General features: G+C 65.0%; 26 protein-coding genes and 1 pseudogene (1 of these 27 running past the window's edge). 16 read left to right on the top strand and 11 right to left on the bottom strand.

Annotated elements, in window-relative coordinates:
• Window positions 1–322: the 5' portion of a CoA-acylating methylmalonate-semialdehyde dehydrogenase gene (locus ACZ5KU_RS03290; protein WP_054056977.1), read on the bottom strand. 1172 nt of this gene lie to the left of the window's left edge; 322 of the gene's 1494 nt are visible here — the first part of the coding sequence; its start codon is at window positions 320–322; its stop codon lies beyond the left edge, outside the window.
• 73 nt (window positions 323–395) lie between these two features.
• Window positions 396–1745 (bottom strand): omega-aminotransferase AptA, encoded by a 1350-nt coding sequence (gene aptA / locus ACZ5KU_RS03285; protein WP_054056978.1) that lies wholly within the window; start codon window positions 1743–1745, stop codon window positions 396–398.
• Window positions 1746–1870: 125 nt separating this feature from the next.
• Between aptA and ACZ5KU_RS03280 the strand changes: the two genes are divergently transcribed.
• The 4 genes from ACZ5KU_RS03280 (at window position 1871) to ACZ5KU_RS03265 (ending at window position 5522) form a co-directional block, all read left to right on the top strand.
• A complete protein-coding gene (locus ACZ5KU_RS03280; RefSeq protein WP_054056979.1) occupies window positions 1871–2791 on the top strand; it encodes a LysR family transcriptional regulator in 921 nt (306 codons plus the stop codon).
• A 214-nt stretch (window positions 2792–3005) separates the two neighbouring features.
• A complete protein-coding gene (locus ACZ5KU_RS03275; protein WP_054056980.1) occupies window positions 3006–3656 on the top strand; it encodes a TetR/AcrR family transcriptional regulator in 651 nt (216 codons plus the stop codon).
• A 24-nt stretch (window positions 3657–3680) separates the two neighbouring features.
• On the top strand, window positions 3681–4262 hold the full coding sequence (locus ACZ5KU_RS03270; RefSeq protein WP_464736830.1) for an IMPACT family protein: 582 nt from the start codon (window positions 3681–3683) through the stop codon (window positions 4260–4262).
• Window positions 4263–4838: 576 nt separating this feature from the next.
• Entirely contained in the window at window positions 4839–5522 is a 684-nt protein-coding gene (locus tag ACZ5KU_RS03265; protein WP_464736829.1) for an SDR family oxidoreductase, read from the top strand.
• 7 nt (window positions 5523–5529) lie between these two features.
• Here the strand turns inward: ACZ5KU_RS03265 and ACZ5KU_RS03260 are convergent, their stop codons facing one another.
• Complete coding sequence (locus tag ACZ5KU_RS03260; RefSeq protein ID WP_054064685.1) at window positions 5530–6618, bottom strand: calcium:cation antiporter; 1089 nt, start codon at window positions 6616–6618, stop codon at window positions 5530–5532.
• A gap of 159 nt (window positions 6619–6777) precedes the next feature.
• On the opposite strand from ACZ5KU_RS03260, the gene ACZ5KU_RS03255 reads away from it, so the two are divergent.
• Window positions 6778–7731, top strand: coding sequence for an adenosine deaminase (locus ACZ5KU_RS03255; protein ID WP_054056984.1), 954 nt, complete (start codon window positions 6778–6780; stop codon window positions 7729–7731).
• A 154-nt stretch (window positions 7732–7885) separates the two neighbouring features.
• Here ACZ5KU_RS03255 and ACZ5KU_RS03250 read toward each other — a convergent pair whose 3' ends face one another.
• The 3 genes from ACZ5KU_RS03250 to ACZ5KU_RS03240 all read right to left on the bottom strand — a co-directional run bounded on the left by ACZ5KU_RS03250 (window position 7886) and on the right by ACZ5KU_RS03240 (window position 11282).
• Window positions 7886–9262 carry an MFS transporter gene (locus ACZ5KU_RS03250; protein ID WP_464736828.1) on the bottom strand — a complete coding sequence of 459 codons (1377 nt, stop codon included), beginning with the start codon at window positions 9260–9262 and terminating at the stop codon, window positions 7886–7888.
• Between the two features lie 127 nt (window positions 9263–9389).
• On the bottom strand, window positions 9390–10106 hold the full coding sequence (locus tag ACZ5KU_RS03245; RefSeq protein ID WP_054056985.1) for an ArsR/SmtB family transcription factor: 717 nt from the start codon (window positions 10104–10106) through the stop codon (window positions 9390–9392).
• Window positions 10107–10349: 243 nt separating this feature from the next.
• A complete protein-coding gene (locus ACZ5KU_RS03240) occupies window positions 10350–11282 on the bottom strand; it encodes a LysR family transcriptional regulator (protein WP_054056986.1) in 933 nt (310 codons plus the stop codon).
• 142 nt (window positions 11283–11424) lie between these two features.
• Between ACZ5KU_RS03240 and ACZ5KU_RS03235 the strand changes: the two genes are divergently transcribed.
• Together ACZ5KU_RS03235 and ACZ5KU_RS03230 are read left to right on the top strand one after the other, a co-directional pair.
• Entirely contained in the window at window positions 11425–12438 is a 1014-nt protein-coding gene (locus ACZ5KU_RS03235) for a zinc-binding alcohol dehydrogenase family protein (RefSeq protein WP_054064682.1), read from the top strand.
• A gap of 206 nt (window positions 12439–12644) precedes the next feature.
• Window positions 12645–12821 (top strand): hypothetical protein, encoded by a 177-nt coding sequence (locus tag ACZ5KU_RS03230; protein ID WP_464736827.1) that lies wholly within the window; start codon window positions 12645–12647, stop codon window positions 12819–12821.
• 1 nt (window position 12822) lies between these two features.
• Here ACZ5KU_RS03230 and ACZ5KU_RS03225 read toward each other — a convergent pair whose 3' ends face one another.
• On the bottom strand, window positions 12823–14010 hold the full coding sequence (locus ACZ5KU_RS03225; RefSeq protein ID WP_416771611.1) for a multidrug effflux MFS transporter: 1188 nt from the start codon (window positions 14008–14010) through the stop codon (window positions 12823–12825).
• A 131-nt stretch (window positions 14011–14141) separates the two neighbouring features.
• Window positions 14142–14342, bottom strand: coding sequence for a heavy-metal-associated domain-containing protein (locus ACZ5KU_RS03220; RefSeq protein ID WP_054056988.1), 201 nt, complete (start codon window positions 14340–14342; stop codon window positions 14142–14144).
• Window positions 14343–14488: 146 nt separating this feature from the next.
• Here ACZ5KU_RS03220 and ACZ5KU_RS03215 point away from each other — a divergent pair, with 146 nt between their 5' ends.
• The 3 genes from ACZ5KU_RS03215 (at window position 14489) to cueR (ending at window position 17765) form a co-directional block, all read left to right on the top strand.
• Window positions 14489–14875, top strand: coding sequence for a hypothetical protein (locus ACZ5KU_RS03215; protein WP_017903813.1), 387 nt, complete (start codon window positions 14489–14491; stop codon window positions 14873–14875).
• An 84-nt stretch (window positions 14876–14959) separates the two neighbouring features.
• Window positions 14960–17347, top strand: coding sequence for a heavy metal translocating P-type ATPase (locus ACZ5KU_RS03210; protein WP_416771609.1), 2388 nt, complete (start codon window positions 14960–14962; stop codon window positions 17345–17347).
• A 10-nt stretch (window positions 17348–17357) separates the two neighbouring features.
• Window positions 17358–17765: a Cu(I)-responsive transcriptional regulator gene (gene cueR / locus ACZ5KU_RS03205; protein ID WP_054060659.1), complete on the top strand. Its 408-nt coding sequence runs from the start codon at window positions 17358–17360 to the stop codon at window positions 17763–17765.
• 9 nt (window positions 17766–17774) lie between these two features.
• On the opposite strand, the gene ACZ5KU_RS03200 is transcribed toward cueR, so the two are convergent.
• Entirely contained in the window at window positions 17775–18674 is a 900-nt protein-coding gene (locus ACZ5KU_RS03200; protein WP_464736826.1) for a PA4780 family RIO1-like protein kinase, read from the bottom strand.
• Window positions 18675–19098: 424 nt separating this feature from the next.
• Here ACZ5KU_RS03200 and ACZ5KU_RS03195 point away from each other — a divergent pair.
• A pseudogene (locus ACZ5KU_RS03195) lies at window positions 19099–20187 on the top strand (cache domain-containing sensor histidine kinase); the annotation flags it as partial.
• A gap of 90 nt (window positions 20188–20277) precedes the next feature.
• On the top strand, window positions 20278–21045 hold the full coding sequence (locus ACZ5KU_RS03190; protein WP_464737385.1) for a methyl-accepting chemotaxis protein: 768 nt from the start codon (window positions 20278–20280) through the stop codon (window positions 21043–21045).
• Between the two features lie 139 nt (window positions 21046–21184).
• Here the strand turns inward: ACZ5KU_RS03190 and ACZ5KU_RS03185 are convergent, their stop codons facing one another.
• Both ACZ5KU_RS03185 and ACZ5KU_RS03180 read right to left on the bottom strand, forming a co-directional pair.
• Window positions 21185–21976 (bottom strand): AraC family transcriptional regulator, encoded by a 792-nt coding sequence (locus tag ACZ5KU_RS03185; RefSeq protein ID WP_054060656.1) that lies wholly within the window; start codon window positions 21974–21976, stop codon window positions 21185–21187.
• Between the two features lie 108 nt (window positions 21977–22084).
• On the bottom strand, window positions 22085–23359 hold the full coding sequence (locus ACZ5KU_RS03180) for an acetyl-CoA C-acetyltransferase (protein WP_464736825.1): 1275 nt from the start codon (window positions 23357–23359) through the stop codon (window positions 22085–22087).
• 120 nt (window positions 23360–23479) lie between these two features.
• Between ACZ5KU_RS03180 and ACZ5KU_RS03175 the strand changes: the two genes are divergently transcribed.
• The 4 genes from ACZ5KU_RS03175 (at window position 23480) to ACZ5KU_RS03160 (ending at window position 26867) form a co-directional block, all read left to right on the top strand.
• Window positions 23480–24832, top strand: coding sequence for a 3-oxoacyl-ACP reductase (locus ACZ5KU_RS03175; RefSeq protein WP_464736824.1), 1353 nt, complete (start codon window positions 23480–23482; stop codon window positions 24830–24832).
• A gap of 2 nt (window positions 24833–24834) precedes the next feature.
• Window positions 24835–25689 carry a MaoC family dehydratase gene (locus ACZ5KU_RS03170; RefSeq protein ID WP_054062197.1) on the top strand — a complete coding sequence of 285 codons (855 nt, stop codon included), beginning with the start codon at window positions 24835–24837 and terminating at the stop codon, window positions 25687–25689.
• Window positions 25690–25815: 126 nt separating this feature from the next.
• Window positions 25816–26121: a MazG-like family protein gene (locus ACZ5KU_RS03165; RefSeq protein WP_054060093.1), complete on the top strand. Its 306-nt coding sequence runs from the start codon at window positions 25816–25818 to the stop codon at window positions 26119–26121.
• On the top strand, window positions 26118–26867 hold the full coding sequence (locus ACZ5KU_RS03160; RefSeq protein WP_054060092.1) for a methyltransferase domain-containing protein: 750 nt from the start codon (window positions 26118–26120) through the stop codon (window positions 26865–26867). The genes ACZ5KU_RS03165 and ACZ5KU_RS03160 overlap by 4 nt, the downstream gene beginning before the upstream one ends.
• Window positions 26868–26870 lie beyond the last annotated feature (3 nt).

Here is a 26870-nt window from a genome sequence, read left to right as displayed (position 1 = left end):
CGTTCTCGATCCCGCGCTTGAGTTCGCCGGCGGCGTCCTCCAGGGTCTTGCCATGCTCTTCGCTGATCAGTTGGGCAATACGCGCCTCGTTCTGCTCCAGCAGATGCTTGAAGCGGAACATCACCTGGGCACGCTTGGCGGGCGGGGTGTTGCGCCAGGCCGGGAACGCCGCCTTGGCCGAATCGATGGCCTGCTGAATGGTCTCGCGGCTCGCCAGCGGCACCTGGTGGATGACCTGGCCGGTCGAAGGGTTGTACACCGCGGCCGTGCGGCCGGAATCGTTGACCAGTTGGCCATCGATCAGATGCTGGATTGCGCTCATTGGGGGCTCCTGAATGGGGTCGGCGGGAGCGCAGCGTTCGCTCCCGCAAAAGGTTCTTTGCTACCGGGCGGAATCAGTCGAGCTTGTTCAGCACTTCGCCGACCGCATCGAACAGACGATCGAGGTCTTCCGGCTTGCTGTTGAAGGTGGGGCCGAACTGCAGGGTGTCACCGCCGAAGCGCACATAGAAACCGGCTTTCCACAGCGCCATGCCGGCTTCGAACGGACGCACGATGGCATCGCCATCCCGCGGCGCGATCTGGATCGCGCCAGCCAGGCCGAAGTTGCGGATGTCGATCACGTTCTTGCTGCCCTTGAGGCCATGCAGGGCGTTCTCGAAATGCGGCGCGACTTCGGCCACGCGCTGCACCAGGTTTTCCTTTTGCAGCAGATCGAGTGCAGCCAGGCCGGCGGCACAGGCCACCGGGTGCGCCGAGTAGGTGTAGCCGTGGGGGAATTCCACCGCGTACTCGGGGGTCGGCTGGTTCATGAAGGTCTGGTAGATCTCGCTGCTGGCGATCACCGCCCCCATCGGAATGGCACCGTTGGTGACCTGCTTGGCGATGCACATCAGGTCCGGGGTGACGCCGAAGCTGTCGGCACCGAACATCTTGCCAGTGCGGCCGAAACCGGTGATCACTTCGTCGAACACCAGCAGGATGTTGTGCTGATCGCAGATTTCGCGCAGACGCTTGAGATAGCCCTGGGGCGGCACCAGCACGCCGGCGGAACCGGCCATGGGCTCGACGAACACGGCGGCGATGTTCGAGGCGTCATGCAACTCGATGAGTTTGAGCAACTCGTCGGCCAGGGCGACACCACCCTGCTCCGGCATGCCACGGGAGAAAGCGTTGCTGGCCAGCAGGGTGTGCGGCAGGTGGTCGACATCGTGCATGGCCTGGCCGAACAGCTTGCGGTTGCCGCTGACGCCGCCCAGGCTGGTGCCGGCGATGTTCACACCGTGATAGCCACGGGCACGACCGATCATCTTGGTCTTGGTCGGCTGGCCTTTCAGACGCCAGTAGGCGCGGACCATCTTCACCGCGGTGTCGGCGCACTCGGAGCCGGAGTCGGTGAAGAACACGTGGTTCAGGTTGCCCGGCGTCAGCGAGGTGATTTTCTCCGCGAGCTGGAACGACAGCGGATGGCCGTACTGGAAGCCCGGCGAGTAATCGAGGGTGCTCAACTGCCTGGCCACCGCTTCCTGGATTTCCTTGCGGGTATGCCCGGCACCGCAGGTCCACAGCCCCGACAGCGAGTCATAGACCTTGCGCCCCTTGTCGTCGGTCAGCCAGCTGCCCTCGGCAGCAACGATCAACCGCGGGTCACGCTGGAAGTTGCGGTTGGCGGTGTAAGGCATCCAGTGCGCATCGAGCTTGAGCTGGCTGGCTACGGAAGACGGAGCGTTTTCAGGCATGTTCATCGGCGAAACCTCGCAGGGCATTTAAGCGGCGTGGACGTTGAGAGCGTTATTGCGAGTAAGTTGCCACGGCGATAAAGTCGGTGAAATGCAACTTTTCTAACCTTCAGTTAAGAGCACACTAAACCATGAGCAGCCGTCGCCCCGACCCGCTGGCGCAAGTCAGCGACTTCGATATCCGCCTGCTGCGGATCTTTCGCAGCGTGGTGGAATGCGGTGGTTTCTCGGCGGCGGAAACCGTGCTCGGCATCGGGCGCTCGGCGATCAGCCAGCAGATGAGCGACCTGGAACAGCGTCTCGGCCTGCGCCTGTGCCAACGCGGGCGCGCCGGCTTTTCCCTGACCGAGGAAGGCCGCGAGGTCTATCAGTCGGCCTTGCAGTTGCTCAGCGCGCTGGAGAGTTTCCGCACCGAGGTCAACGGCCTGCACCAGCACCTGCGCGGCGAGTTGACCATCGGCCTGACCGACAACCTGGTGACCCTGCCCCACATGCGCATTACCCATGCCCTGGCCCAGTTGAAGGAGCGCGGGCCCGACGTGCAGATCCAGATCCGCATGATCGCGCCCAACGAAGTGGAGCAAGGCGTGCTGGATGGCCGCCTGCATGTCGGGGTGGTGCCCCAGGCCAGCGCGCTCTCCGGGCTGGAATACCAGCCCTTGTACAGCGAACGTTCACTGTTGTACTGCGCGGTGGGGCACCCGCTGTTCTATGTCGATGACCGGCAACTGGCGGACGAGCGCCTCAACGCCCAGGATGCGATCGCGCCGACCTTCCGCCTGCCGGCCGAGATCCAGGCGCACTACCAGGCGCTCAACTGCACGGCCAGCGCTTCCGACCGCGAAGGCATGGCCTTCCTGATCCTGACCGGGCGCTACATCGGCTACCTGCCGGATCACTACGCCAGCCTCTGGGTGCAACAGGGACGCCTGCGCGCGCTCAAGGCCAGCAGCCGCTTTTACGACCTGAGCCTGGCGTCGGTGACGCGCAAGGGCCGGCGTCCGCACCTGGTACTGGAAAGTTTCCTGGAAAGCCTGGCGGCGACACGCTGAGCCCATGAACTTGCACAGCCCGGGTCCCATGGCCGCGTCTGCACCTGTGGCAGCCCCTGGAAACCTGCAAAACCGGGTAATTGGCGTCAACTATTCGCCCAAAGCCCCCCAATCAGCCCACATTCAGGCTTTATATGATGTCAGGACTTGTCTGAACCCGGCGGGTAAGTTATCTGTGCACAGGTTGCACCCACAGACCAGCTCGGAACTGCCTATGACCGTTGAAGTCCCTGCCCACGCCGGAAAACCCGCCAGCCGCATTCGCCAGAAGAACGAAGAAGCGATCATCAGGGCCGCCGAAGACGAATTCGCCCGTCACGGCTTCAAAGGCACCAGCATGAACACCATCGCGCAGAATGCCGGGCTGCCCAAGGCCAACCTGCATTACTACTTCACCAACAAGCTGGGCTTGTACGTCGCGGTGCTGAGCAACATCCTCGAACTATGGGACAGCACCTTCAACCACCTGAGCGCCGAAGACGATCCGGCCGAGGCCCTGAGCCGCTACATCCGCGCCAAGATGGAGTTCTCCCGGCGCCAGCCACAGGCCTCGCGAATCTTCGCCATGGAGATCATCAGCGGCGGCGAATGCCTGAGCGAGTATTTCAGCCAGGACTACCGTGCCTGGTTCCAGGGCCGGGCCAATGTGTTCCAGGCCTGGATCGACGCCGGCAAGATGGACCCGGTCGACCCGGTCCACCTGATTTTCCTGCTCTGGGGCAGCACCCAGCATTACGCCGATTTCGCCACGCAGATCTGCCGCGTCACCGGCCGCTCGCGCCTGACCAAACAGGACATGGAAGAGGCCGGCAACAACCTGATCCGCATCATCCTCAAAGGCTGCGGCCTGACGCCGCCGCTCTGACCCTTCACTCAAAGCCGATTCCGTATGCCCTTTACCCTTGCCGGCGTTTACGAATACCGAGAGGAAATTCGCAAAAGCCGCTTCATCACCCTCGCCGCGCCGATCACCGGCGTTGCCGAAGCCCAGGCCTTCATCGAACAGCACAGCGACCTGGATGCCACCCACAACTGCTGGGCCTGGAAGCTTGCCGACCAGTACCGCAGCAGCGACGACGGCGAGCCCGGCGGCACCGCCGGCCGGCCGATCCTGGCAGCGATCGAGGCGCAGGACTGCGACCAGGTCGTGGTGCTGGTAATCCGCTGGTACGGCGGCATCCAACTGGGCACCGGCGGCCTGGCCCGCGCCTATGGCGGCGGGGCCAACAAATGCCTGCAGAATGCCGAGCGCATCGAACTGATCAGCCGGGTCCCGCTGCACTGCGCCTGCAGCTTCAGCGAACTGGCGCTGGTCAAGCTACGGGTGGCCGAGGCCGGCGGTCTGGTGGTGGCGGAACACTTCACCGCCAACGGCGTGGAGCTGCAACTGGCGGTCGGCGAGAGCCTGATCGATACCCTGCAACGCCAACTGGCCGACCTGAGTCGCGGACGCATCCTGCTGCAACGCTGAGACTTGTCCACAGGCGCTGACGACACTCGACGCCAGTTTGCCCACAATCGCTGTGGGCCCGACTGTGGATAACCTGAGCACAGCCGGCTGCAACCCTTCTGCACCGTGGCTTTGCGGGCACTGATCAGTTTTCGTACAGTTGTTTGCCAGCGCCGGCGAAACGTTCTCGAAACAACGGCTTAGGCGCATTTATCGCGTTTCGGAGATAGCCGCGCGGCGCTTATGCCCGGCTTCGGCGCTTGCTCACAAATACTGTGGAGCAAGCTGTGGATAACCCGTGCAAGGGTGGCCCGGCGGCCGATCCGATCTGGCCGGAGCACAACTGGCTATTTTTTGATCAACCACGCCCCATTCTCTCAGGCTTGAGCACCCAGCCCGTGCAACGCCAGGCTGATTCAAGGAACACAGAGCCTGGAGCCTGGAGTATGCTCGAAGGTCAAACCCTGAGCAGGTCACGCAACGGCTAAAGAGCAAGCCGAACCTGGTCGAAACGCGCATCGCCGGGCCGGACGAACTGCGCCTGCAACAGCGTTGTCCCTTGAGCATCCAGACTTCATGACACAAGGAATTACCCCCATGAGCAGTAAGAACGCATTGATCATCGGCGCCTCCCGAGGCCTCGGCCTGGGGTTGGTGCAACAGTTGCTGGCCGATGGCTGGAACGTCACCGCCACCGTGCGCGATGCCGGCAAGGCCGACGCGCTGAAAGCGGCCGGCCCGGTGCGCATCGAGACCCTGGACATGGACGACCAGGCCGCCGCCGCCGCCCTCGCCGAGCGCCTGCAAGGCCAGGTGTTCGACCTGCTGTTCGTCAACGCCGGGGTCAAGGGCCCGGCCGACCAGAAGCCGGCCAATGCCTCACTGGCGGATATCGGCCAATTGTTTCTGACCAACGCCATCGCACCGGTCGCCCTGGCCCAGCGCTTCGTCGGGCAGATCCGCCCGGGCTATGGCGTGATTGCCTTCATGAGCTCGGGGCTGGGCAGCGTGACCAGCCCCGACGCGCCGGAGCTGGCCTTCTACAAGGCCAGCAAGGCCGCATTGAACTCGATGACCAACAGCTTCCTGAGCGAAATCGAGGCGCCGACCTTCACCGTGCTGTCGATGCACCCCGGCTGGGTGAAGACCGACATGGGCGGCGAAGACGCGCAGATCGACGTCGCCACCAGCACCCGCGGCCTGGTCGACCAGGTGAACGCCTTCGCCGGCCGCGGCGGCCATCACTTCATCAACTACAAGGGCGAGACCATTCCCTGGTAAGGCCGGCCTACAGTCCCAGCAGCGAGAGCATGACGAAGGTGGCGAACAGCACGAAGTGCGTCATGCCCTCGATGGCGTTGGTTTCACCGTCGTTGAGGTTGATCGCGCTGACGACCAGGGTGATCAGCACCATCACCGTCTGCACCGGCGTCATCGCCATCTGGAACGGCTGGCCGGTGTAGAGCGCCATGGCCTCCATCACCGGCACCGTCAGGATCACTGTCGAGAGCGACGCGCCCAACGCGATGTTGACCACCGACTGCATGCGGTTGGCCAGGGCCGCACGCAGGGCGGTGAGGATTTCCGGCGCGGCGGAAATGGCCGCCACCAGAATCGCCGTGATCACCGGCGGCGCACCGCTGCCTTCCAGGCCGAGATCGAGAGCCTTGGACATCACCTCGGCCAGGGCGCCGATCACCACGATCCCCAGCACCAGGGTGACGATCGACTGGGTCAGGCCACCCGGCGCATGTTCCTCATGGCCCGCCTCACGGCGTTTTTTCTCCGGGTAGCTGTAGCTGAAGAAGTAGCTGTGCGGGCCGACCTGCATGCGCAGGAACAGGGTATACAACAGCACCATCGCGCCGATGGTGAACGCTGAATAGACCTTCCAGTCCGACTCGGGAATGAACTCCGGCACCACCATGGAAACGCCCATGGCGGTGAGGATCATCACGCTGTAGGTGCGCGCCGAGTCATCGTTGTAGGGCTGCTCGCCATGCTTGATGCCGCCCATCAGCGCGGCCAGGCCGAGGATGCCGTTGATATCGAGCATCACCGCCGAATAGATGGTGTCGCGCACCAGGGTCGGCGAAGCCTCGTTGCTCATCATGATCGCCAGGATCACCACTTCCACCAGCACTGCCGACAGGGTCAGGATCATCGTGCCGTAGGGGTCGCCGACCTTTTCCGCCAACAACTCGGCATGGTGCGCCACGCGCATCGAGGCGCAGACGATGGCGCCAATCAGCACCAGCCCGGCAATCAGTGCCACGCCACGGCCGTTGCCGAGCAGCGCATGTTCCAGGGGGAAGGCGAGCACGGCCATGATCAGGGCCAACAGCAGGTATTTTTCTTCTCGTAACAGAGTGAGCATCGGAGGATCTCGAGGGTGGTGACTTACAGACTGCGGCGAACCGACAGCGTTTCTTCCTTGTAGGCGACAGAGGCACGCTGAACGCCTGGTCAGGTTTTAGCAAATATTTTGTTTCACATCTGTAGAATGTTCGCGATCTGCACCTGATGAGAACCGAACATGTACGACTGGCTCAACGCCCTACCCAAGGCCGAACTGCACCTGCACCTCGAGGGCTCGCTGGAGCCCGAGCTGTTGTTCGCCCTGGCCGAGCGCAACAAGATCGCCCTGCCCTGGAAGGATGTGGACACCCTGCGCCAGGCCTACGCTTTCAACAACCTGCAGGAATTTCTCGACCTGTACTACCAGGGCGCCGACGTGCTGCGCACCTCCCAGGACTTCTACGACCTGACCTGGGCCTACCTGCTGCGCTGCAAGGAACAGAACGTCGTCCACACCGAGCCGTTCTTCGACCCGCAGACCCACACCGACCGGGGCATTCCCTTCGAAGTGGTACTCAACGGCATCGCTGCGGCCCTCAAGGATGGCGAGCAGCAACTGGGCATCACCAACGGCCTGATCCTCAGCTTCCTGCGGCACCTGAGCGAAGAGCAAGCGCAGAAGACCCTCGACCAGGCACTGCCATTCCGTGATGCGTTCGTCGCGGTCGGCCTGGACAGTTCGGAAATGGGTCACCCGCCGAGCAAGTTCCAGCGGGTGTTCGACCGCGCGCGCGCCGAGGGTTTCCTCACCGTGGCCCACGCGGGCGAGGAAGGTCCGCCGGAGTACATCTGGGAAGCCATCGACCTGCTGAAGATCCAGCGGATCGATCATGGCGTGCGGGCCATCGAGGATGAGCGACTGATGCAGCGCATCATCGACGAGCAGATTCCGCTGACGGTCTGCCCACTGTCGAACACCAAGCTGTGCGTGTTCGACCACATGTCCCAACACAACATCCTCGACATGCTCGAGCGTGGGGTGAAGGTGACAGTGAACTCGGATGACCCGGCGTACTTCGGTGGTTATGTCACCGAGAACTTCCATGCCCTGCACACCCACCTGGGCATGACCCAGGACCAGGCCCGGCGCCTGGCGCAGAACAGCCTGGATGCGCGCCTGGTCAAGCCATGACCGATCCCTGTATCTGACCAGGAGCTGTATCTGGACCGATACCTGTAGGAGCCGGCGGTGCGGCGATCCGACTTGCCCGCGAAGAGGCCGTTGAGGCCGCTAAAAGCTTCGCGGGCAGGCCCGGCTCCCACAAGGGGCGTTGGCCACGGCCGAATCAGCCAGCGGCCTCGCTCAGTTCTTCCAGCGAACGCCCGCGGGTCTCCATGCCGAAGCAGCCGACCACCAGCGCCGCGATCGCAAAGCACAGCGCCCCCAGCGCGAACACCCCGCCCTGCCCCAGCACCGGAAACACCAAGCCGGTCACCAACGGCCCGAGCAGCGAACCGACCCGGCCGATGGCCGAGGCGAACCCCGAGCCGGTCGCCCGCGCCGAGGTCGGATACAGCTCCGGCGTGTAGGTGTAGAGCACCGCCCACATGCCGAACAGAAAGAACTGCATCAGCAGCCCGGAGCCGATCAACAGGCTCACTTCACCCCCGAACACCGCGCTTTGCCCATAGAGAAACGCCATTACCCCGCCGCCGAGCAGGGTGACGATGCACACCGGCTTGCGCCCCCAGAACTCCACCAGCCAGGCCGCCACCAGAAAACCGGGAATCCCGCCGAGGGAAATCAGCACCGTGTAGTACACCGACTGGGTGACCGCGAACCCCGACTGCTGCAGCAACGCGCTGAGCCACGAGGTCAGGCCATAGAAGCCCAGCAAGGCAAAGAACCAGACGCTCCAGATCATCAGGGTGCGCTGGCGGTACAGCGGCGACCACAACTGCCGGAACGCGGCGAAGAAGCTCGGCTCACGCCCGACACCACGGGGCAGGCGCTCCGGCGTCGGCAGCGCGCCGAGTTTCAGCGAGGCCCGTACGCGTTCCTCGATACCGCGCAGCACCTGGTCCGCCGCGTCGTGGTGGCCGGCCTGTTCCAGCCAGCGCGGCGATTCGGGGATGAAGAAGCGGATCGCCAGGACGAACACCGCCGGCACCGCCAGCACCAGGAAGATGTCCCGCCAGCCCACCAGCGGCAGCAGGAAATACGACAGCAGCCCCGCCGCGACGAAACCGAGCGGCCAGAAGCCATCCATCAGGGCGATATAGCGCCCGCGTCGTTTGGTCGGAATCAACTCCGAGAGCATCGACTGGGCGATCGGGAATTCCATGCCCATGCCGATCCCCAGCAGCACCCGGAACAGCGTCAGCATCTCCAGGGTCTGCGCCGTGGAACACAGGTAGCTGGCCAGCCCCCACAACACGATGCTCCACTGGAACACCGGCTTGCGTCCGAAACGGTCGGCGAGCATGCCCGACAACGAAGCCCCCAGCACCATGCCGAAAAAGCTCGAACTGGCCAGCAGGCCGGCCTGGGCACTGCTCAGGGCGAACTCGGCTTTGATCGAGCCGAGCAGGAAGGTCATCATCGCCAAGTCCATCGAGTCGAAGAAAAAGGCCAGGGCAATGATGATGAAGATCAGCCGGTGATAACCGCTGATCGGTAACCGCTCCAGACGTTCCGCCGCGCTGTAGCCTTGAGTTTCCATGGGATATCCCTCGATTCGAATGCTCGATCGAGTGTGCGGCATCACCGGATGGCGTTGCGCCTGAGGACGACCTGCCCGCAACCGTGAGCGACGCCTGCGGCCTCCCTGCCGCAGACAGCGGCGCGGCTCAGCCGGCCAGTTCGAGCTCGACCAGGGCGGCGAACTTGTCGATCTGCCGTTCACCGTTGGCAGACACTCGCAGCGCTCTGGAGTCCTCCATCAGGCCAAGCCAGCCCGACTGCAGGAACAACTGCAACAGGCCCGCGCCAAGAACGCCGCCCAGGTGTGGACGGCGTTCGCGCACGTCATGGCAGACACAGACCGTCTCGTGGCGTCCATGGGCCAACGCCTGGATGTACAAGCCGCGCTCGGCGAAACGCTGGGCGCCGATGCTGGTCACCCGGATGCGCTGGTCGTGCTGCTCGATCCAGCCGGCCGCCAGCAGCCGCTGATACAGCTCGCAGGCCAGCTCGCCACCGAGGTGGTCGTGGCATTGTCGCGCACGCTTGAGCGCCGCCGCGTCCGGGGCCTGCAGCTTGATCGAGTGGTTCACCGCCAACGGTGCGCTGGCCAGCGATGCGTTGGCCAGGGCTTCCACGGCCGTCGCGATCTCCGGCGCGGACAGGCGGAAGAAACGCTTGCGCCCACGGGCCTCGAGGCGCAGCAGGCCGCCGGCACTGAGCCGTGCCAGATGGGCACTGGCGGATGAAAGGGACAACCCGGCCAGCAGGGCCAGTTCATCGGCGGACCGCGCGCTGCCGTCAAGCAACGCCCACATCATCGCACTGCGCTTGGGGTCCGCAAGCAGCGTGGCTATCTGACTGATGCAAGGTGCATATTCCATGTCTTCACTCCCTGTTGAAACATTGATCGAATACACAACGCCATACCGAGCATGTCCTGAATTCAAACCAGGATGCAAAAAGGCCAAAAGCCGGGAATTCCTGGCTATCCGTCGATCAACTCCGGCAAACGTAACAAAATACGTGTCATCTCTCGGGCATTGGATCCAATAGATTCAAGCCTAAACCACAATGCCACAGGCGCCGACTTTTATTCCTGCACGGGTTGTAACAAGAGGCGCCAGCTACTCCATGCCGTGCGCGGGGCGCACCGGGGCCCGCCGCGACAGCTCGGCGCAACGCCGGGTGAGCATCTCGCGCAACAGGTTCACCGGCTTACTCAATTGAGCGCGATGGGCGCACAGCAGATTCAGCGGCGCCCGCTCGCAGGACAGTTCCGGCAACAGCACCTTCAGGCGCCCGGCCAGCACATCGGCACCGACATCCAGCCAGGACTTGTAGGCGATCCCCGCCCCGGCCAGCGCCCACAGGCGCACCACGTCGGCATCGTCGCTGAAACGGTCGCCGCTGACCGTCAGTCCGATGTCGCGCCGACCATCGTGAAAGCTCCAGTGATCATGGACCCGGCTGCCGAGCATGAACAGCAGGCAATTGTGCTGGGCCAGTTGCTCCACGGTCGTCGGCTCGCCATGCCGGGCCAGGTAGTCCGGCGCGGCGCACAGCACCCGGCGATTGTCGGCGGCGATCGGCAGCGCGACCAGGCTCGAATCCTCCGGCTCGCCATAACGCAGGGCGATATCCACCGGCTGGCGGAACAGGTCGGCGATCCGGTCGCCCAGCAGCAGACGCACCGTCAGCCGCGGATGCTCGCGCTGGAACTCGTCGAGCCAGGGCAGCAACACGTTGCGACCAAAATCCGAAGGTGCCGACAACTGCAGCACACCGCTGACCTGGTCCTGCCCGCTGGCCAGCAGGCGCCGTCCCTCATCAAGGTTGCTCAGGGCCGCACGGGCGTATTCCAGGAATCCCTCGCCTTCGGCCGTCAGCCGCAGGCTGCGGGTCGAGCGGGCCAGCAGACGCGCGCCGAGCTGCTGCTCGATGCGCTTGAGCGAGGCGCTGGCCACCGCCGGCGACAGGTCCATGACCCGTGCCGCGGCGGAGAGGCTGCCCAGGTCGGCCGCCCTGACGAACAATTGCAAATCATCGAAACGCAGCATCCCGGCCCTCGGCATTATCAAAAAATCATTGAAAGAGCCTGCAGTTCTAGCCGGTTTTATCGCCAAGGGAAATAGCCAATCATTGCGCCATCGAAGGGGCCCGCCCCTTCACTCATCCCCTGTCGCGTTTGCGGAGCCCATCATGAAAGCCATTGCCTTCTACGCCGCCTTGCCCATCGACGATCCACAGTCGCTGCAAGACATCGAACTGCCCGCCCCGGTCGCAGGTCCCCGGGACCTGCTGGTCGAGGTCAAGGCCATCTCGGTCAACCCGGTGGACACCAAGGTCCGCCAGAACATGCCGCCGGCCAACGGCGAAGCCCGGGTGCTGGGCTGGGACGTGGCCGGCGTGGTCAAGGCGGTCGGCAGCGAGGTCAGCCTGTTCAAGGTCGGCGACAAGGTGTTCTATGCCGGCTCGCTGATCCGCCCCGGCGCCAACAGCGAACTGCATGTGGTCGACGAGCGCATCGTCGGGCACATGCCGAAAAGCCTCGGTTTCGCCGAAGCGGCGGCCCTGCCGCTGACCGCGATCACCGCCTGGGAACTGCTGTTCGAGCGCCTGCAGGTCAGCGAAGGCCAGGCCGACCAGGGCCAGAGCCTGCTGATCGTCGGCGCGGCCGGGGGCGTGGGTTCGATCCTGACGCAACTGGCCAGCCAATTGACCGGCCTGAAGGTCATCGGCACCGCCTCGCGCCCCGAGACCCGGGACTGGGTGCAGGCACTCGGTGCCGACCTGGTGATCGATCACAGCAAACCGCTGAGCGAAGAGCTCAAGGGCCGGGGCCAGGCCCAGGTCACCCATGTGGCCAGCCTGACCCAGACCGACACCCACCTGGAACAACTGGTCGAGGCCCTCAAGCCCCAGGGCAAGCTGGCGCTGATCGATGACCCGAAAAGCCTGGATGTCAGCCAGCTCAAGCGCAAGAGCCTGTCGCTGCACTGGGAGTTCATGTACACCCGCTCGATGTTCGAGACCGAGGACATGATCGAACAGCACAACCTGCTCAACCGGGTCGCCGAACTGATCGACGCGGGCGTGTTGAAGACCACCCTCGGCGAACACTTCGGCCGGATCAACGCGAGCAACCTGCGCCGAGCCCATGCCCTGCTGGAAAGCGGCAAGGCCAAGGGCAAGATCGTGCTGGAAGGGTTCTGAGCAGTGACGGCGGGAACGATGGTGCGGATCGTCGTTCCCGCGGTGATATCCCAGGCGAGAAAAGCCGGCAATCGCCGGCAAAAATCCGTCATCCGCCTCTGACAAAAGAGGCGGAAATACCGTCAGTCAGATCCTTGATCACCGTCATATTCATACACGGATTCAGGTTTACAATGGCCGCCTTTGCCAACCAAAGGAAGTCAGCCATGAAGATCCTTGTAAAAGAGTTAGCAAAAACCAACGGCAGCCAGTGGCAGGTCCGGCTCGACCAGCATGCGGTGACATTCCGCAGCGAAGCCGAAGCCCGCGCCTTCGTCACCACCCTGCAAGCCCGCCTGCAGGCTCCCCATACCTTTCCCGAACAACAGCGTGCCTTAGGCTGATTCAGCCGGCGACCACCCGCGCCCTCTCCAGGCGCCGCGTGACCATGGCGACCGTCACCGCCAGCACACCGCACAACGCGATCACCAGCGCCATCGGCGTCGCACTGCCATCGTGCAGCAACCCGACCAGGGACGCTGCACCGGCGGCGACGCTGAACTGCAGGCAGCCGAGCATCGCCGAGGCACTGCCGGCCCGCGCGCCCTGACCGCGCATGGCACAGGCGGCGGCGTTGGGGACGATGCAGCCAAGGCTGGCGATGCAGATGAACAGCGGGATCAGCAACGGCCAGAGCTGCGTGGGGCGCAAGGTGCTGATACCGAGCAGGACCAGCCCTGCCAGCACGTAGGCCCACACCGCACGGCTCAGCAGCAGCGCCGGCCCCAGCTTGCCCAGCAGGCGGGCATTGACCTGGGCCACCAGGATGAAGCCCGCGGCGTTGCTGCCGAACAACCAGCCGTAATGCTCGGCGGGCACGCCGTACAACTTGATGAAGACGAAAGGCGAACCGGCGATGTAGGCAAACATCCCGGCAATGGCGATGCCACCGGTCAGGGCGTGGCCGAAGAACACCCGGTCGGACAACAGGCGCCCATACTGGCGCAGCGCGCCTGACAACGGCTGGCGCGGCTGGCCGGCGGGCAGGCTCTCCGGCAGGCCGAGGGCCACGGCCAAGGCGGACAAGGCACTGAACAACGTCAGCACGATGAAGATCGACTGCCAGCCGTAGAGGTTGACCAGCACCCCACCGAGCATGGGCGCCAGGATCGGCGCCAGTCCGGTGACCAGCATCAGTTGCGAGAAGACCTTGGCCGAACCCACCGCGTCACACTGGTCGCTGACCACCGCCCGGGAAATCACCGAACCCGCACAGCCCCCCAGCGCCTGCAGGAACCGCGCGGCGATCAGCCACTCCAGGCTCGGCGCGAAGGCACAGGCCAGCGACGCCACGGTGAACAGGCCGACACCGACCAGCAACGGTCCACGCCGGCCAAAGCGATCCGCCAGCGGACCGTACACCAGTTGGCCGATGGACAGGCCGAAGAAGTACACCGCCAGCGTCAGCTGAATATGTTTTTCGTCGGTGCCAAAGGCGACGGCCATCGCCGGGAACCCCGGCAGGTAGAAATCGATGGCCAGGGGGGCGAAGGCACTCAGGGCCCCAAGAATCAGAATTGTACGTAGGTTCATCAGGCATCCGGTCAGCAGCTGTGCGCAGGGCGCGTAGTCTAACCGTGCACGAATGCCTTGAACATTCCGATAGGTCGCTAACTAAATAAATACCCGACCAACGTACTCGGTCAGTCGGGCAGGCCCCGATTTCAACTGGCCAGCTTCGCCTGGTAGCCTTCCTCGACGATGACGCTGATGATCTCATCGGCCGACAGTCGGCTCTGCACCCCGACTTCCTTCGCCCCGAGGTCGACCCGCACACTGGCCGCCGGGTCCCGGGCCTGGACCGCTTCGGTGATCGCCTTGACGCAGTGACCGCAGGACATCCCTTGAACATTGAAGACTTGCATGACGCTTCTCCTGTATTGAGGTTGAAGACAGTTTCAGGCTTGCCACGATGGCAAGGTCAAGTTCCTGGACAATCTGCCGGGCTGGCATTTCGCTCGCCCCTGCGCCAAGCTTCGTCATCAACGATTCAACCGTAGGAGATTCAGCCATGCGCTGGTCAGCTTTCGGCCTGTTTGGCCTTCTCAGCCTGTTCGGGGCGTCGCCCTTTGCCAGCGCCGCCGGAGAAAACTATGGGGTGCTGATAATCTCCCGCGAACGCCTGGAGGTCTCGACCCCCTGTGAAATCGGCGTCTACCTGCAGGACCAGTTGTCGGCGCGGCTGTTCCAGGAGCAGGCCACCTCCTTCAACCTGCCGCCTGGCGATGTTTCGGTGCGCCTCAAATCCCTGCCGAGCCAGGCCCCGGGCTGCAACGCCAGCATGCTGGCGGCGCCCGAGCAGGTGATCAAGCTCAACGGCGGCGACGTGCGCAAGTTCGCCATTGTCGCCAGCCCCGCCGGCCTGCGCCTCAAGCAGGTGCCCCTGGGTTATCAATAGACCGCAGGCAACCTGAAATAGAGGCTTGACCTTGCCCACGTGGCAAGGTTGATCCTGTGGGCAACTTCTTCAGGAGTATCGCCCATGCCGGAATCCATCTCCTTTGACCTGCCGATCGCCGGCATGACCTGCGCCAGTTGCGCCGGCCGGGTCGAGCGGGCCCTGCGCAAAGTGGCAGGCACCAGTGCGGTCAGCGTCAACCTCGCCACCGAACAGGCCCGGGTCCAGGCCCCCGCCGACAGCCTGCCGGCGCTGCTGCAGGCAGTCGAGCAGGCCGGTTACCAGGTGCCCAGCCAGGAGCTGGAACTGGACATCGGCGGCATGACCTGTGCCTCCTGTGCCGGTCGGGTAGAACGGGCGCTGAACAAGGTTGCCGGGGTACGCAGTGCCAGCGTCAACCTGGCCAGTGAACGAGCCCACGTCCAACTGCTCGGGCAGCCAGACCCCGCCACGCTGATCGCCGCTGTCGAGGCCGCCGGTTACTCGGCAAGCCTGCACGAGGCCGACAGCCACGTCGCCCAGGCGCAGGAACAACGCCTGGGGCGTGAACGCTGGCACCTGCTGCTGGCTCTCGCCCTGGCCCTGCCGCTGGTGCTGCCGATGCTCGCCCAGCCCTTCGGGTACGACTGGATGCTGCCGGCCTGGCTGCAGTTCGCCCTGGCGACACCGGTGCAGTTCATCCTCGGCGCACGCTTCTACGTCGCGGCCTGGAAAGCGGTCAGGGCCGGTGCCGGCAACATGGACCTGCTGGTCGCCCTCGGCACCAGCGCCGGCTATGGTCTGAGCCTCTACCAGTGGGCCAACGCCCACCCGGGGCACATGCCCCACCTGTATTTCGAGGCTTCGGCGGTAGTGATCGCCCTGGTGTTGCTGGGCAAATACCTGGAAAGCCGCGCCAAGCGCCAGACCGCCAGCGCCATCCGCGCCCTGGAAGCCTTGCGCCCGGAACGGGCGATCCAGGTGATCGACGGGCGCGAACAGGAAGTCGCCATCAGCACCCTGCGCCTCGGCGACCTGGTGCTGGTCAAGCCCGGCGAGCGCTTTCCGGTCGACGGTGAGGTGGTCGAGGGCCAGAGCCACGCCGACGAAGCGCTGATCAGCGGCGAAAGCCTGCCGGTGCCGAAACAGCCGGGAGACAGGATCACCGGCGGCGCCATCAACGGCGAAGGCCGCCTGCTGGTCAGGACCCTGGCGCTGGGTGCCGAAACCGTCCTGGCGCGGATCATCCGCCTGGTGGAAGACGCCCAGGCCGGCAAGGCACCGATCCAGAAGCTGGTGGACAAGGTCAGCCAGGTGTTCGTCCCCAGCGTCCTGCTGCTGGCCCTGGCGACCCTGGTCGGCTGGTGGCTGTACGGTGCGCCGTTGGAAACGGCGCTGATCAACGCGGTGGCGGTGCTGGTGATCGCCTGCCCCTGCGCCCTGGGCCTGGCGACGCCCACCGCGATCATGGCCGGCACCGGCGTCGCCGCGCGCCACGGCATCCTGATCAAGGACGCCGAAGCCCTGGAGCGGGCCCATGAGGTCAGCCGCGTGGTGTTCGACAAGACCGGCACCCTGACCTCCGGCACCCCGCGCATCGCCCACCTGTCGGCCGTCGACGCGGATCAAGCGCAGGCCCTGCAACTGGCCGGCGCCCTGCAACGCGGCAGCGAACACCCGCTGGCCAGGGCGGTGCTCGATGCCTGTGCCGAACGCGGCCTGGCGGTCGCGGATATCCGGGTCAGCCGCTCGCTGACCGGACGCGGCATCGCCGGCGAACTGGACGGCCGCGCCCTGGCCCTGGGCAACCGCCGCCTGCTCGACGAAAGCGGGCTGCAGCCCGGCCCCCTGGAACACGCGGCGCAAGCCTGGGAGGCCGAGGGCCGGACCCTGTCCTGGCTGATCGAACAGAGTCCGCAACCCCGGGTGCTGGCACTGTTCGCCTTCGGTGACACGCTGAAGGCCGGCGCAGCGCAGGCGATCGCCCAACTGAGCGCACGGCAGATCAGCAGCCACCTGCTGACCGGCGACAACCGCGGCAGCGCCAACGTGGTGGCCGAGGCCCTGGGCATCGACGATGTGCACGCCGAAGTGTTGCCGGCCGACAAGGCCGCTACCGTCGGCGAACTGAAAAAGAGCGGCGTGGTGGCGATGGTCGGCGACGGCATCAACGACGCCCCGGCCCTGGCCGCCGCGGATATCGGCATCGCCATGGGCGGCGGCACCGACGTCGCCATGCAGGCCGCCGGTATCACTCTGATGCGCGGCGATCCACGACTGGTGCCGGCGGCGCTGGAAATCAGCCGCAAGACCTATGCGAAGATCCGGCAGAATCTGTTCTGGGCTTTCGTCTATAACCTGATCGGCATCCCGCTGGCCGCCTTCGGCCTGCTCAACCCGGTACTGGCGGGCGCGGCGATGGCCCTGTCCAGCGTCAGCGTGGTCAGCAACGCGTTGCTGCTCAAGACCTGGAAACCTACAGACCTCGATTGAAGGAGACGGCATGAACATCGGCCAAGCAGCCCGCCAGAGTGGCCTGAGCGCCAAGATGATTCGCTACTACGAGTCCATCGGCCTGCTCAGGGCCGCCAGCCGCACCGACAGCGGCTACCGTCTCTACGGTCCGGATGAACTGCACACCCTGGCGTTCATCAAGCGCTCGCGGGACCTGGGCTTCTCCCTGGAGGAAGTCGGCAAGCTGCTGACGCTCTGGCAGGACCGCCAGCGCGCCAGCGCCGACGTGAAGGCCCTGGCACGCCAGCATATCGACGAGTTGAACCGCAAGATCGACGAGTTGGTCGGTTTGCGCGACACCTTGCAGGAACTGGTGGAGCATTGCCATGGCGATCACCGCCCGGACTGCCCGATCCTCAAGGACCTGGCCTCGGGCAGTTGTTGCGCCAAGGCCTGAGCCTGCGTATCAGCGCTGCATCCAGGGGGGCGTCGGCTCTTCGGCATGGCGCCCGCGCGGGGCATCTTCGGCCGAGCGGATCGCCTGCCGGCGTTCCTCGTCGAAACGCGCCGCCTCGATCTCGCGCAGCACGCCACGGACATCCGCCCGCCCCTTCTCCTCGGCGAACCGGCCGGTCAGGACGCTCTCGGGATGTAGGGTGCCGGCCTTGTACAGGGCCCACATTTCCTTGGCATAACGGGTCTGCCTGAGCTCCGGGGCGAAGCGGCCGAAGTACGCGGCCATGTTGCCGACATCGCGTTCGAGCATGCTGAAGGCATGGTTGTTGCCCGCCGCATCCACCGCCTGGGGCAGGTCGATGATCACCGGACCATCCGGTGCCAGCAGCACATTGAACTCCGACAGGTCACCGTGCACCAGGCCGGCGCACAGCATCCGCACGATCTGCGAGATCAGCAGGGCGTGATACTCGCGCGCCTGCTCCGGCTCCAGCACCACATCATTGAGACGCGGCGCGGCATCGCCGTGCTCGTCCGCCACCAGCTCCATCAACAGCACGCCATCGAGGAAGTCGAACGGCTTGGGCACCCGCACACCGACACCGGCCAGGCGGAACAGCGCCGCCACTTCGGCGTTCTGCCAGGCATCCTCGGCTTCCTTGCGGCCGAACTTGGAACCCTTGGCCATGGCCCGGGCCTGGCGGCTGTTACGCACCTTGCGGCCTTCCTGATACTCGGCCGCCTGACGAAAACTTCGTTTGTTCGCCTCCTTGTAAACCTTGGCGCAACGCAGCTCTTTGCCGCAGCGCACCACGTAGACAGCTGCCTCTTTGCCACTCATGAGTGGGCGCAGCACCTCGTCGACCAGACCGTCCTCGATCAGCGGTTCAATGCGTTTTGGAGTCTTCATCAGCTTTTATTCTGGGTCCTTGTTACCAAATACGCGACCATCATTCGTGCACGACCATCCTCGCACAGCGTGCGAAAGATGCCGACCTCGAATGCCCTCCAATGCACTCAATGTGCCAGATTCCTGCGGCAATTCCAGCGGGCTACAGGATGATAGCCGACACCTGCCAGAGCATTCCCACTCCTGCATCCTCTCATCTCCGACCGTGACCGGAACACGAATACTCGGCAAAAACGCGAATATTCGCCAGATGGTCTAAATTTTTTTCCATCTGGGCCGAAGCGCTCAGAGAGAGTGGTGATTTTGTCGGACATTCGGCACGCCGCCTGCGAAACGGATCTTCATTGCCGCTCGACCTTCACAGCAGCCCTGTTCCGCGTGTCATCGTCGCCCGCGGGCCAAAAAGAACAAATCTGGAGCGCGGATGAACATCAAGCAGAAGTTGACCTGGGCGTTTGCAGTCGTCGCCTGTTTGCCGGTGGTGCTGGTTGCCACCCTGGTGGTATTGAATCTGCGCAGTGAGGCGCGCACCAACTTCGTCGATGGCAGCGGCCGGGAAATCCGCCAGGTCAACAATGCGATACAGGTGTTCTTCGATGGGGTCAGCCAGAACATCGATTACATGGCCAATCATCCGCTGCTCAGGAATGCCGATGGCAGCCTCAAGACCTACATGAGCGCCACCCCGCCCCAGGGGCCACTCGGCGAGCAGGACAAGCAGATATTCGACCTGTTCGAAGGCCTGGCCAAGACCCACCCGGCCTACTCCTACGTGTCCTATGGCGTCGGCACCGGCGGTTATGTCAGCTGGCCGGAAGACCTGAAGCTCAACAATTACGACCCGCGCGCACGTCCCTGGTACAAGACCGCCCTGGCCAACCCCGGCAAGACCCTGCGCACCGCGGCCTACTACTGGGCACCCGACGACGCGGTGATGGTCGCGACCGTGCGTACCGTGGACAACAAGCTTGGCGCCCAGGGCGGCGTGGTCAGCGTCGACGTGACCCTCAAGCAGCTCACCGAAATCGTCAAGCAGATCAAGCTCGGTGACAGCGGCTACCTGATGCTGATGGAGAACAGCGGCAACCTGCTGGTCGACCCCAAGCAGCCGGAGCACAATTTCAAGAACCTCGACAGCCTCGGCGGCGGCTATGCCGAACTGGCCAAGGCCGGCAAGGGCCTGGTGGAAGTCGAGATCGATGGCGAACGCTACATGGCCAATGTCTGGCCATCGGAAAAGCTGGGCTGGACCTTCATCGGCATGGTCAAGCAGAGCGAAGTGATGAGCAGCGCCAACCAGTTGACCTGGCTGATCGGGATCATCGCCCTGGTGCTCGCGGTAGTCTTCGCCTTGGTCGGGGCCAGCTTCGCCAGCCTCATCGTGCGGCCGATCCGTGGGGTTTCCAGCGGCCTGGAGGGCATCGCCCAGGGCAATGGCGACCTGACCCAGAACCTGACGGTCCGTGGCAGCGACGAAACCGCGCAACTGGCCGGCTGGTTCAACCAGTTCCTGGGGGCGATTCGCGGGCTGATCCAGCATATCGGCCAGTCGGCGAACAAGATCCTCGATTCGTCGCACAGCTCGACCCGCGTCTCCAACGACATGGCCGACGCCGCCGGACGCCAGCGCGAAGCGGTGGACATGGTGTCCACGGCCTTCCACGAGATGGTCGCCACCGCCAACGAGGTCGCGCGCTCCTGCAGCCAGGCTGCGGAGTCCGCCGACAGCGGCCAGCGCCAGGCCCGCGAAGGCCAGCAGCAGATCGACGCGGCAGTGCACAGCGTCGACCAGTTGAGCCATGAAATCGAACAGTCGGCCCAGTCGATGCAGCAACTGGAGAATGACAGCAACAACATCCAGTCGATCCTCGGCACCATCCGTTCGATCGCCGAACAGACCAACCTGCTGGCGCTGAACGCCGCGATCGAGGCGGCCCGGGCCGGCGAGCAGGGCCGTGGCTTCGCCGTGGTGGCGGACGAAGTGCGGGCACTGGCCAAGCGTACCGCGGACTCCACCGCGGAAATCGACGGGCTGCTGGGCAACCTGGCCAAGCGCACCAGCCAGGTGGCGCAACAGATGCACGCCAGCCTCGAGGTTTCGCGAGAGTCGGTGACACGCATCGGCCTGGCCCGCAGCAGCTTCGGGCAGATCCGCGAATCGGTGGACGTGATCCGTGACATGAACACCCAGATCGCCACGGCGGCGGAGGAGCAGCATCAGGTGGCCGAAGACATCAACCGGCACATCAGCCAGATTCATGGCGATGCGCAACTGGTGGCGGAACTGGCGAACTCGGCGCGGCTGGACTCCCAGAGCCTGGCCGGGCTGTCCAATGAGCTGGACAGCCTGGTCAAGCGTTTCCGGACCTGATTCAGGCATCCGCTCAGGATTCCCGGCAAGGCTCAAGGGCTCTTTCGCGGGCAAGCCCTGCTCCTACAGGTTTGTGTCGTACACCAAACGGCTGCTGTAGGAGCCGGGCTTGCCCGCGAAGGGCTCCTCAAGATTCGTTTCAGTGGCGGAACAGTTCCCCCGGCGTATAGCCGAACAAGCCCTTGAACGCCGCGATGTACGCCGAGGTCGAGTCATACCCGCAGGACAGCGCCGCCCGCGTCACGCTGTCCCCCTCCTCCAGCGCACCGAGGGACGACAACAGCCGCATGCGCTGGCGCCAGCCACGGAAACTCAGCCCCGTCTCGCGCTGGAACAGGCGCATCAGGGTCTTCTCCGACATCCCCAGGCGTTGCGCCCACTGCCCCAGGCTCGCGCCCTGTTCCGGGCTTTCGATCAACTCATTGCACAGGCCGAGCAGGCGCGGATGGCGCGGCAATGGCAGGGAAAACCCCACTTCCGGCAGACTCGCCAACTGATCGAGCAACACCTGTACCAGACGCGACTCGGCGCTGCCCTCCTGGGGATAATCCACTGGCAGCAGGCAGAAACTCTTGATCAGCTCCCGCGCCAGCGGGGTCACCTCCAGCACCCGGCAACGCTCCGCCGCCCACCGGCAGTCCTCCCTGCGCACATACAGGCTGCGCATTTCCGCCTGCATCGACGTCACCACCTCATGCTCCAGCCCGGCCGGGATCCATACCCCCCATTGTGGTGGTGCGAAGAAGCTGCCCTCGGCGGTGTGCACACCCAGGACGCCGCTGATGGCATAGGAAAACTGCACCCAGTCGTGACTGTGCCGTGAGGTCCAGGAACCGGCATCCAGGCTTTCCGCCCGGGCATACAGCGGGCGTGGCAGGGCCGACAGCGCCGGGATCTGCCGCTCGGGCCCGCGTTGTCCGTTGTTCGACATGACTGAACCTTATAGCGCCTGCTGGCTGACGGATGCGACCTTAGGCCAGAGCCAGACACAAGACAATGCCCCCTCCACAGAAAGCAGGTAATGCCCACAGGTACTGCATCAGCGCTCGACGATCGCCGTCACGCCCTGGCCGCCGGCCGCACAGATGGAGATCAGACCGCGCCCCTGCCCCGCCCGGTCCAGCAGTTTCGCCAGGTTGGCGACGATTCGCCCACCCGTGGCCGCAAATGGATGTCCCGCCGCCAATGAGCTGCCCTTGATGTTGAGCCGGCTGCGGTCGATCGAGCCCAGCGGCGCGTCGAGCCCCAGCCGGTTCCTGCAGTATTCCGGATCTTCCCAGGCCTTCAGGGTGCACAGCACCTGGGCGGCGAACGCCTCATGAATCTCGTAGTAGTCGAAGTCCTGCAAGGTCAGGCCGTTACGCGCCAACAGCCGCGGCACCGCATAGACCGGCGCCATCAGCAGCCCCTCCGCCCCCTTGACGAAATCCACCGCCGCCGCTTCGCCGTCACGCAGGTAGGCCAGCACCGGCAGCCCACGTTCGCGCGCCCAGTCCTCGCTGCCCAACAGCACCAGCGAGGCGCCATCGGTCAGCGGCGTGGAATTGCCCGCCGTCAGCGTTCCCCTGGCACTGCGCTCGAACACCGGCTTGAGCCCCGCGAGCTTTTCCAGGCTGAGGTCGGGGCGCAGGTTGTTGTCACGGTTCAGGCCGAGAAAGGGCGTGAGCAGGTCGTCATGCCAGCCTTCGGCGTAGGCGGCGGCCAGCTTGCGATGACTCTCCAGGGCCAACTGGTCCTGCTCGTCACGCGGGATACTCCAGGCCTGGGCCATCAACTCGCAGTGCTGCCCCATGGACAACCCGGTGCGCGGCTCACCATTGCGCGGCAGCTCGGGTTTCAGGTGCCCAGGGCGCAATTGCAGCAGCGTCCTGAGTTTCTCCCCGAGGCTCTTGCCCCGATTGATTTGCAACAAGATCTGTCGGAGACCTTCATTGACGCCGATCGGCGCATCGGAAGTGGTATCGACGCCACCGGCGATACCGCACTCGATCTGCCCCAGGGCAATCTTGTTCGCCACCAGCAACGCCGCCTCCAGCCCGGTGCCGCAGGCCTGCTGGATATCATAGGCCGGGGTCTGCGGCGACAGCCGCGAGCCCAGCACGCACTCGCGGGTCAGGTTGAAATCCCGCGAATGCTTGAGCACGGCACCCGCCGCCACCCCCAGGCGCAGGCCATGCAGGTTGAAACGTTCGATCAACCCTTCCAGCGCCGCCGTCAGCATCGCCTGGTTGCTCGCGCTGGCATAGGCACCGTTGGAGCGGGCAAACGGAATGCGATTGCCCCCGATGATCGCAACACGGCGCAACGTATTCATAAAAAACTCCCTATTATTCGAATGACACTGCCGCTAAAAGAGTAGGACCTTTCTTAGAAAACGAACCACCGCCACGCCTTCGCGGTCCACCTTTGAACCCCTGTCGCCGGAGAGCGTTCCATGTCTGACCGTTATATCGACTTCGCCAACTCGACGATCGGCCAGCGCCTGGTCGGCGCGCTTGGCCTGCCGGCACCGACGCGTCTGGAGCGCTGGCAGGCCGGCCGCCTGCGGCCGGTCGAGGGCGCCCTGCTGCTGGGCGGCGGGCCCCTGGCCGCGCAGATCGGCGGGTTCGCCCAGCGGCTGACCGATGCGGTCTACAGCTACGGCAGCGAAGTGCCTGGCTGCAGCGCCTGGATTCCCGGCCACGGGCCCCGCCTCAAGGCGCTGGTGTTCGACGCCGGCGCCATCGAACAGGTGGACCAGCTCAAGCAACTGCGCGAATTCTTCCAGCCGCTGTTGAGGAACCTCGAATCGTGCGCCCATGTGCTGCTGCTCGGACGCGCCCCGCAGAACCTGCGCGATCCCTTCGCCGCCAGCGCACAACGGGCCCTGGAGGGCTTCAGTCGCTCGCTGGCCAAGGAACTGCGCAACGGCGGCACCGTGCAGTTGCTGTATGTGGATGACGATGCCCAGGACCAGTTGGAAGGCGCCCTGCGCTTCTTCCTGTCCCCGAAAAGTGCCTATGTCAGCGGCCAGGTGCTGCACCTGAGCGCCTGCAGCCGCCGGGTGCTGGACTGGAGCCGCCCGCTGGCCGGCCGCAAGGCGCTGGTCACCGGCGCGGCGCGGGGCATCGGTGCTGCCATCGCCGAGACCCTGGCCCGCGATGGCGGCGACCTCATCCTGCTCGACGTGCCCCAGGCCAGGAGCGATCTCGAAGCCCTTGCCGCCCGCCTCGGCGCGCGCAGCATCGCCCTCGATATCTGCACCGAGGATGCCGCCACGCAATTGCTGGAGCAACTGCCGGACGGGCTCGACATCCTCGTCCACAACGCCGGCATCACCCGCGACAAGACCCTGGCGAACATGACCCCGGAGTTCTGGGACGCGGTACTGGCCGTCAACCTCGACGCCCCCCAGGTGTTGACCAGGGCGCTGCTCGACAGCGGCACCCTGCACGACCATGGCCGGGTGATCCTGCTGGCCTCCATCAGCGGGATCGCCGGCAACCGCGGCCAGACCAACTATGCCGCGAGCAAGGCCGGGCTGATCGGTCTGGCCCAAGCCTGGGCCCCGCAGCTGCGCGAGCGCGGCATCAGCATCAACGCGGTGGCTCCCGGCTTCATCGAAACGCAGATGACCGCGCACATCCCCTTCGCCCTGCGCGAAGCCGGGCGGCGCATGAGTTCCCTGGGCCAGGGCGGTCTGCCCCAGGATGTCGCCGAAGCCGTGGCCTGGCTGGCCCAGCCGGGCTCCGGCGCGGTCAGCGGCCAGGCCCTGCGGGTCTGTGGACAAAGCGTACTGGGGGCCTGAGCATGCTGGTGAACTGGCAATACCTGACCACTGCCCCCGGGCTGCCCGGCCTGTATCTCCGGGCAGCCCGCCGCCGCAAGATCACCGGCACGCAACTGCCAAGCGAGGGCCTGCGCTGCTGGGCCACCGTCGACACCAAGCGCCTGGCCGCCTACCGGCGGATCTGCGGGTTCGGCGACACCGGCCTGATGCCGGCGACCTATCCCCATGTGCTGGCCTTTCCCCTGCAATTGCAGTTGCTGACCGCGAAAAACTTTCCCTTTCCGCTGCTGGGCCTGGTGCACCTGAGCAACCGCATCCGCATCCTGCGCCCGCTCGGCGGGGTCACCAGCCTGCGGGTCGGGGTGCAGGTGCAGAACCTGCAACCGCACCCCAAGGGCGCGACCTTCGACCTGGTGACCCAGATCGACGATGCCCTGGGCCCGCTGTGGGAAGCTGAGAGCCGCATGCTCTGTCGCGGCGTCGAGCTGCCGGGCGGGCCACCCGCGGCCCTGCAATCCGAGTCGGCGCCCCTGCTGGAACTGACGCGCTGGCCGTGCCCGGGCGATATCGGCCGCCACTATGCCAAGGTTTCCGGCGACTACAACCCGATCCACCTGAGCGCCCTCAGCGCCCGGCTGTTCGGTTTTCCCAGAGCCATCGCCCACGGTCTGTGGAACAAGGCCCGCACTCTGGCGGCCCTGGGCAACCACCTGCCGGCGGCGAATATCGAGATCGCGGTGACGTTCAGGAAACCGGTGCACCTGCCCAACGAAATGGTGCTCTACGCCAGCGTTCCGGGCTCCAGTGGCGACCTGCGGCTGCTCGGCGCCGGCGAGCTGGAACACATGAGCGGTCATTGGCAGCCCATCGCCTGAGGCAAGCTGACAATTGGCTGAGGCCGATGAATATTTCATCCGCCTGGCACGTTCTCTTCATGGCCAGGCCCTTGCTTCCCGCTCCCATCCACCGGAAGCTAGTCGCCTGGAAGGAGAACACCACGCATGAACCTCGACGAACTGACCCAACGCCTGCACGGCATCCGCGATCGCAACGACTGGAAACCATTCCACAGCCCGAAAAACCTGGCGATGGCCGCCAGTGTCGAGATGGCTGAGCTGGTGGAGATTTTCCAGTGGCTGACGGAGGATCAGTCACGCCAGCTGCCCGCGGAGAAGCTCGCCCATGCCGGGCAGGAAGTCGGGGACATCGTCCTCTATCTCCTGCTGCTGTGCAGCGAACTGGGGCTGGACATGAACGAAGTGGTGCGCGCCAAGCTGGCCGACAGCGAGCGGCGGTTCGCCCAATGAGTGACCGTCATTTCGACCAGTTGGCCACCCGCTTCGCCGAGAAGATCTACGGCGGTGCCAAGGGCGCGATCCGCCTCGCGGTGCTGCAGGCCGACCTCGCCGAAAGCCTGCCGGACCGGCCGCTGCGGGTGCTGGATATCGGCGCCGGGCTCGGCCACATGTCGCTGTGGCTGGCCCAGCGCGGTCATCACGTTACCCTGGCCGAGCCCGCCGAGCCGATGCTCGAAGGTGCCCGCCAGCGCTTCGCCGAGGCCGGGCAGCCGGCGATCTTCATCCAGGCGCCGTGGCAGGAACTGCTCGGCCAGCTCACCGAGCCCTACGACCTGGTGCTGTGCCACGCGGTGCTGGAATGGCTGGCCGAACCCCACGCGATCCTGCCGGTGCTGCACCAGTTGGCGAAACCCGGCGGCTGGTTGTCCTTGGCCTTCTACAACCGCGATGCGCTGATCTACCGCAACCTGCTCAAGGGCCATTTCCGCAAGATGCGCAAGAACGACATGGCCGGCGAGAAACAGAGCCTGACCCCGCAACAACCGCTTGATCCTCGGGAGCTGGCGGCGCAACTTGAAGGTCTGTGGAGCGTCGAGACCCAAAGCGGCGTGCGGGTGTTCCATGACTACATGCCGGTCGAGTTCCAGAATCGCGCCGAACTGGTCGACCTGCTGGAGATGGAACTGGCCCATCGTCGCCACCCCAGCTTTGCCGGGCTGGGGCGCTACCTGCACTGGATCTGCCGTCCGGTGTGATAC

It is taken from the genome of Pseudomonas sp. Tof1 (genome assembly GCF_055390395.1).
This window is presented reverse-complemented; position numbering and strand designations above follow the sequence as displayed.

Excerpts from the sequence above, each read along its gene's own strand:
- aptA (WP_054056978.1), bottom strand. The coding sequence starts at position 1,745 with ATGAACATGCCTGAAAACGCTCCGTCTTCCGTAGCCAGCCAGCTCAAG.
- ACZ5KU_RS03280 (WP_054056979.1), top strand. The coding sequence starts at position 1,871 with ATGAGCAGCCGTCGCCCCGACCCGCTGGCGCAAGTCAGCGACTTCGAT.
- ACZ5KU_RS03275 (WP_054056980.1), top strand. The coding sequence starts at position 3,006 with ATGACCGTTGAAGTCCCTGCCCACGCCGGAAAACCCGCCAGCCGCATT.
- ACZ5KU_RS03270 (WP_464736830.1), top strand. The coding sequence starts at position 3,681 with ATGCCCTTTACCCTTGCCGGCGTTTACGAATACCGAGAGGAAATTCGC.
- ACZ5KU_RS03265 (WP_464736829.1), top strand. The coding sequence starts at position 4,839 with ATGAGCAGTAAGAACGCATTGATCATCGGCGCCTCCCGAGGCCTCGGC.
- ACZ5KU_RS03260 (WP_054064685.1), bottom strand. The coding sequence starts at position 6,618 with ATGCTCACTCTGTTACGAGAAGAAAAATACCTGCTGTTGGCCCTGATC.
- ACZ5KU_RS03255 (WP_054056984.1), top strand. The coding sequence starts at position 6,778 with ATGTACGACTGGCTCAACGCCCTACCCAAGGCCGAACTGCACCTGCAC.
- ACZ5KU_RS03250 (WP_464736828.1), bottom strand. The coding sequence starts at position 9,262 with ATGGAAACTCAAGGCTACAGCGCGGCGGAACGTCTGGAGCGGTTACCG.
- ACZ5KU_RS03245 (WP_054056985.1), bottom strand. The coding sequence starts at position 10,106 with ATGGAATATGCACCTTGCATCAGTCAGATAGCCACGCTGCTTGCGGAC.
- ACZ5KU_RS03240 (WP_054056986.1), bottom strand. The coding sequence starts at position 11,282 with ATGCTGCGTTTCGATGATTTGCAATTGTTCGTCAGGGCGGCCGACCTG.
- ACZ5KU_RS03235 (WP_054064682.1), top strand. The coding sequence starts at position 11,425 with ATGAAAGCCATTGCCTTCTACGCCGCCTTGCCCATCGACGATCCACAG.
- ACZ5KU_RS03230 (WP_464736827.1), top strand. The coding sequence starts at position 12,645 with ATGAAGATCCTTGTAAAAGAGTTAGCAAAAACCAACGGCAGCCAGTGG.
- ACZ5KU_RS03225 (WP_416771611.1), bottom strand. The coding sequence starts at position 14,010 with ATGAACCTACGTACAATTCTGATTCTTGGGGCCCTGAGTGCCTTCGCC.
- ACZ5KU_RS03220 (WP_054056988.1), bottom strand. The coding sequence starts at position 14,342 with ATGCAAGTCTTCAATGTTCAAGGGATGTCCTGCGGTCACTGCGTCAAG.
- ACZ5KU_RS03215 (WP_017903813.1), top strand. The coding sequence starts at position 14,489 with ATGCGCTGGTCAGCTTTCGGCCTGTTTGGCCTTCTCAGCCTGTTCGGG.
- ACZ5KU_RS03210 (WP_416771609.1), top strand. The coding sequence starts at position 14,960 with ATGCCGGAATCCATCTCCTTTGACCTGCCGATCGCCGGCATGACCTGC.
- cueR (WP_054060659.1), top strand. The coding sequence starts at position 17,358 with ATGAACATCGGCCAAGCAGCCCGCCAGAGTGGCCTGAGCGCCAAGATG.
- ACZ5KU_RS03200 (WP_464736826.1), bottom strand. The coding sequence starts at position 18,674 with ATGAAGACTCCAAAACGCATTGAACCGCTGATCGAGGACGGTCTGGTC.
- ACZ5KU_RS03190 (WP_464737385.1), top strand. The coding sequence starts at position 20,278 with ATGGCCGACGCCGCCGGACGCCAGCGCGAAGCGGTGGACATGGTGTCC.
- ACZ5KU_RS03185 (WP_054060656.1), bottom strand. The coding sequence starts at position 21,976 with ATGTCGAACAACGGACAACGCGGGCCCGAGCGGCAGATCCCGGCGCTG.
- ACZ5KU_RS03180 (WP_464736825.1), bottom strand. The coding sequence starts at position 23,359 with ATGAATACGTTGCGCCGTGTTGCGATCATCGGGGGCAATCGCATTCCG.
- ACZ5KU_RS03175 (WP_464736824.1), top strand. The coding sequence starts at position 23,480 with ATGTCTGACCGTTATATCGACTTCGCCAACTCGACGATCGGCCAGCGC.
- ACZ5KU_RS03170 (WP_054062197.1), top strand. The coding sequence starts at position 24,835 with ATGCTGGTGAACTGGCAATACCTGACCACTGCCCCCGGGCTGCCCGGC.
- ACZ5KU_RS03165 (WP_054060093.1), top strand. The coding sequence starts at position 25,816 with ATGAACCTCGACGAACTGACCCAACGCCTGCACGGCATCCGCGATCGC.
- ACZ5KU_RS03160 (WP_054060092.1), top strand. The coding sequence starts at position 26,118 with ATGAGTGACCGTCATTTCGACCAGTTGGCCACCCGCTTCGCCGAGAAG.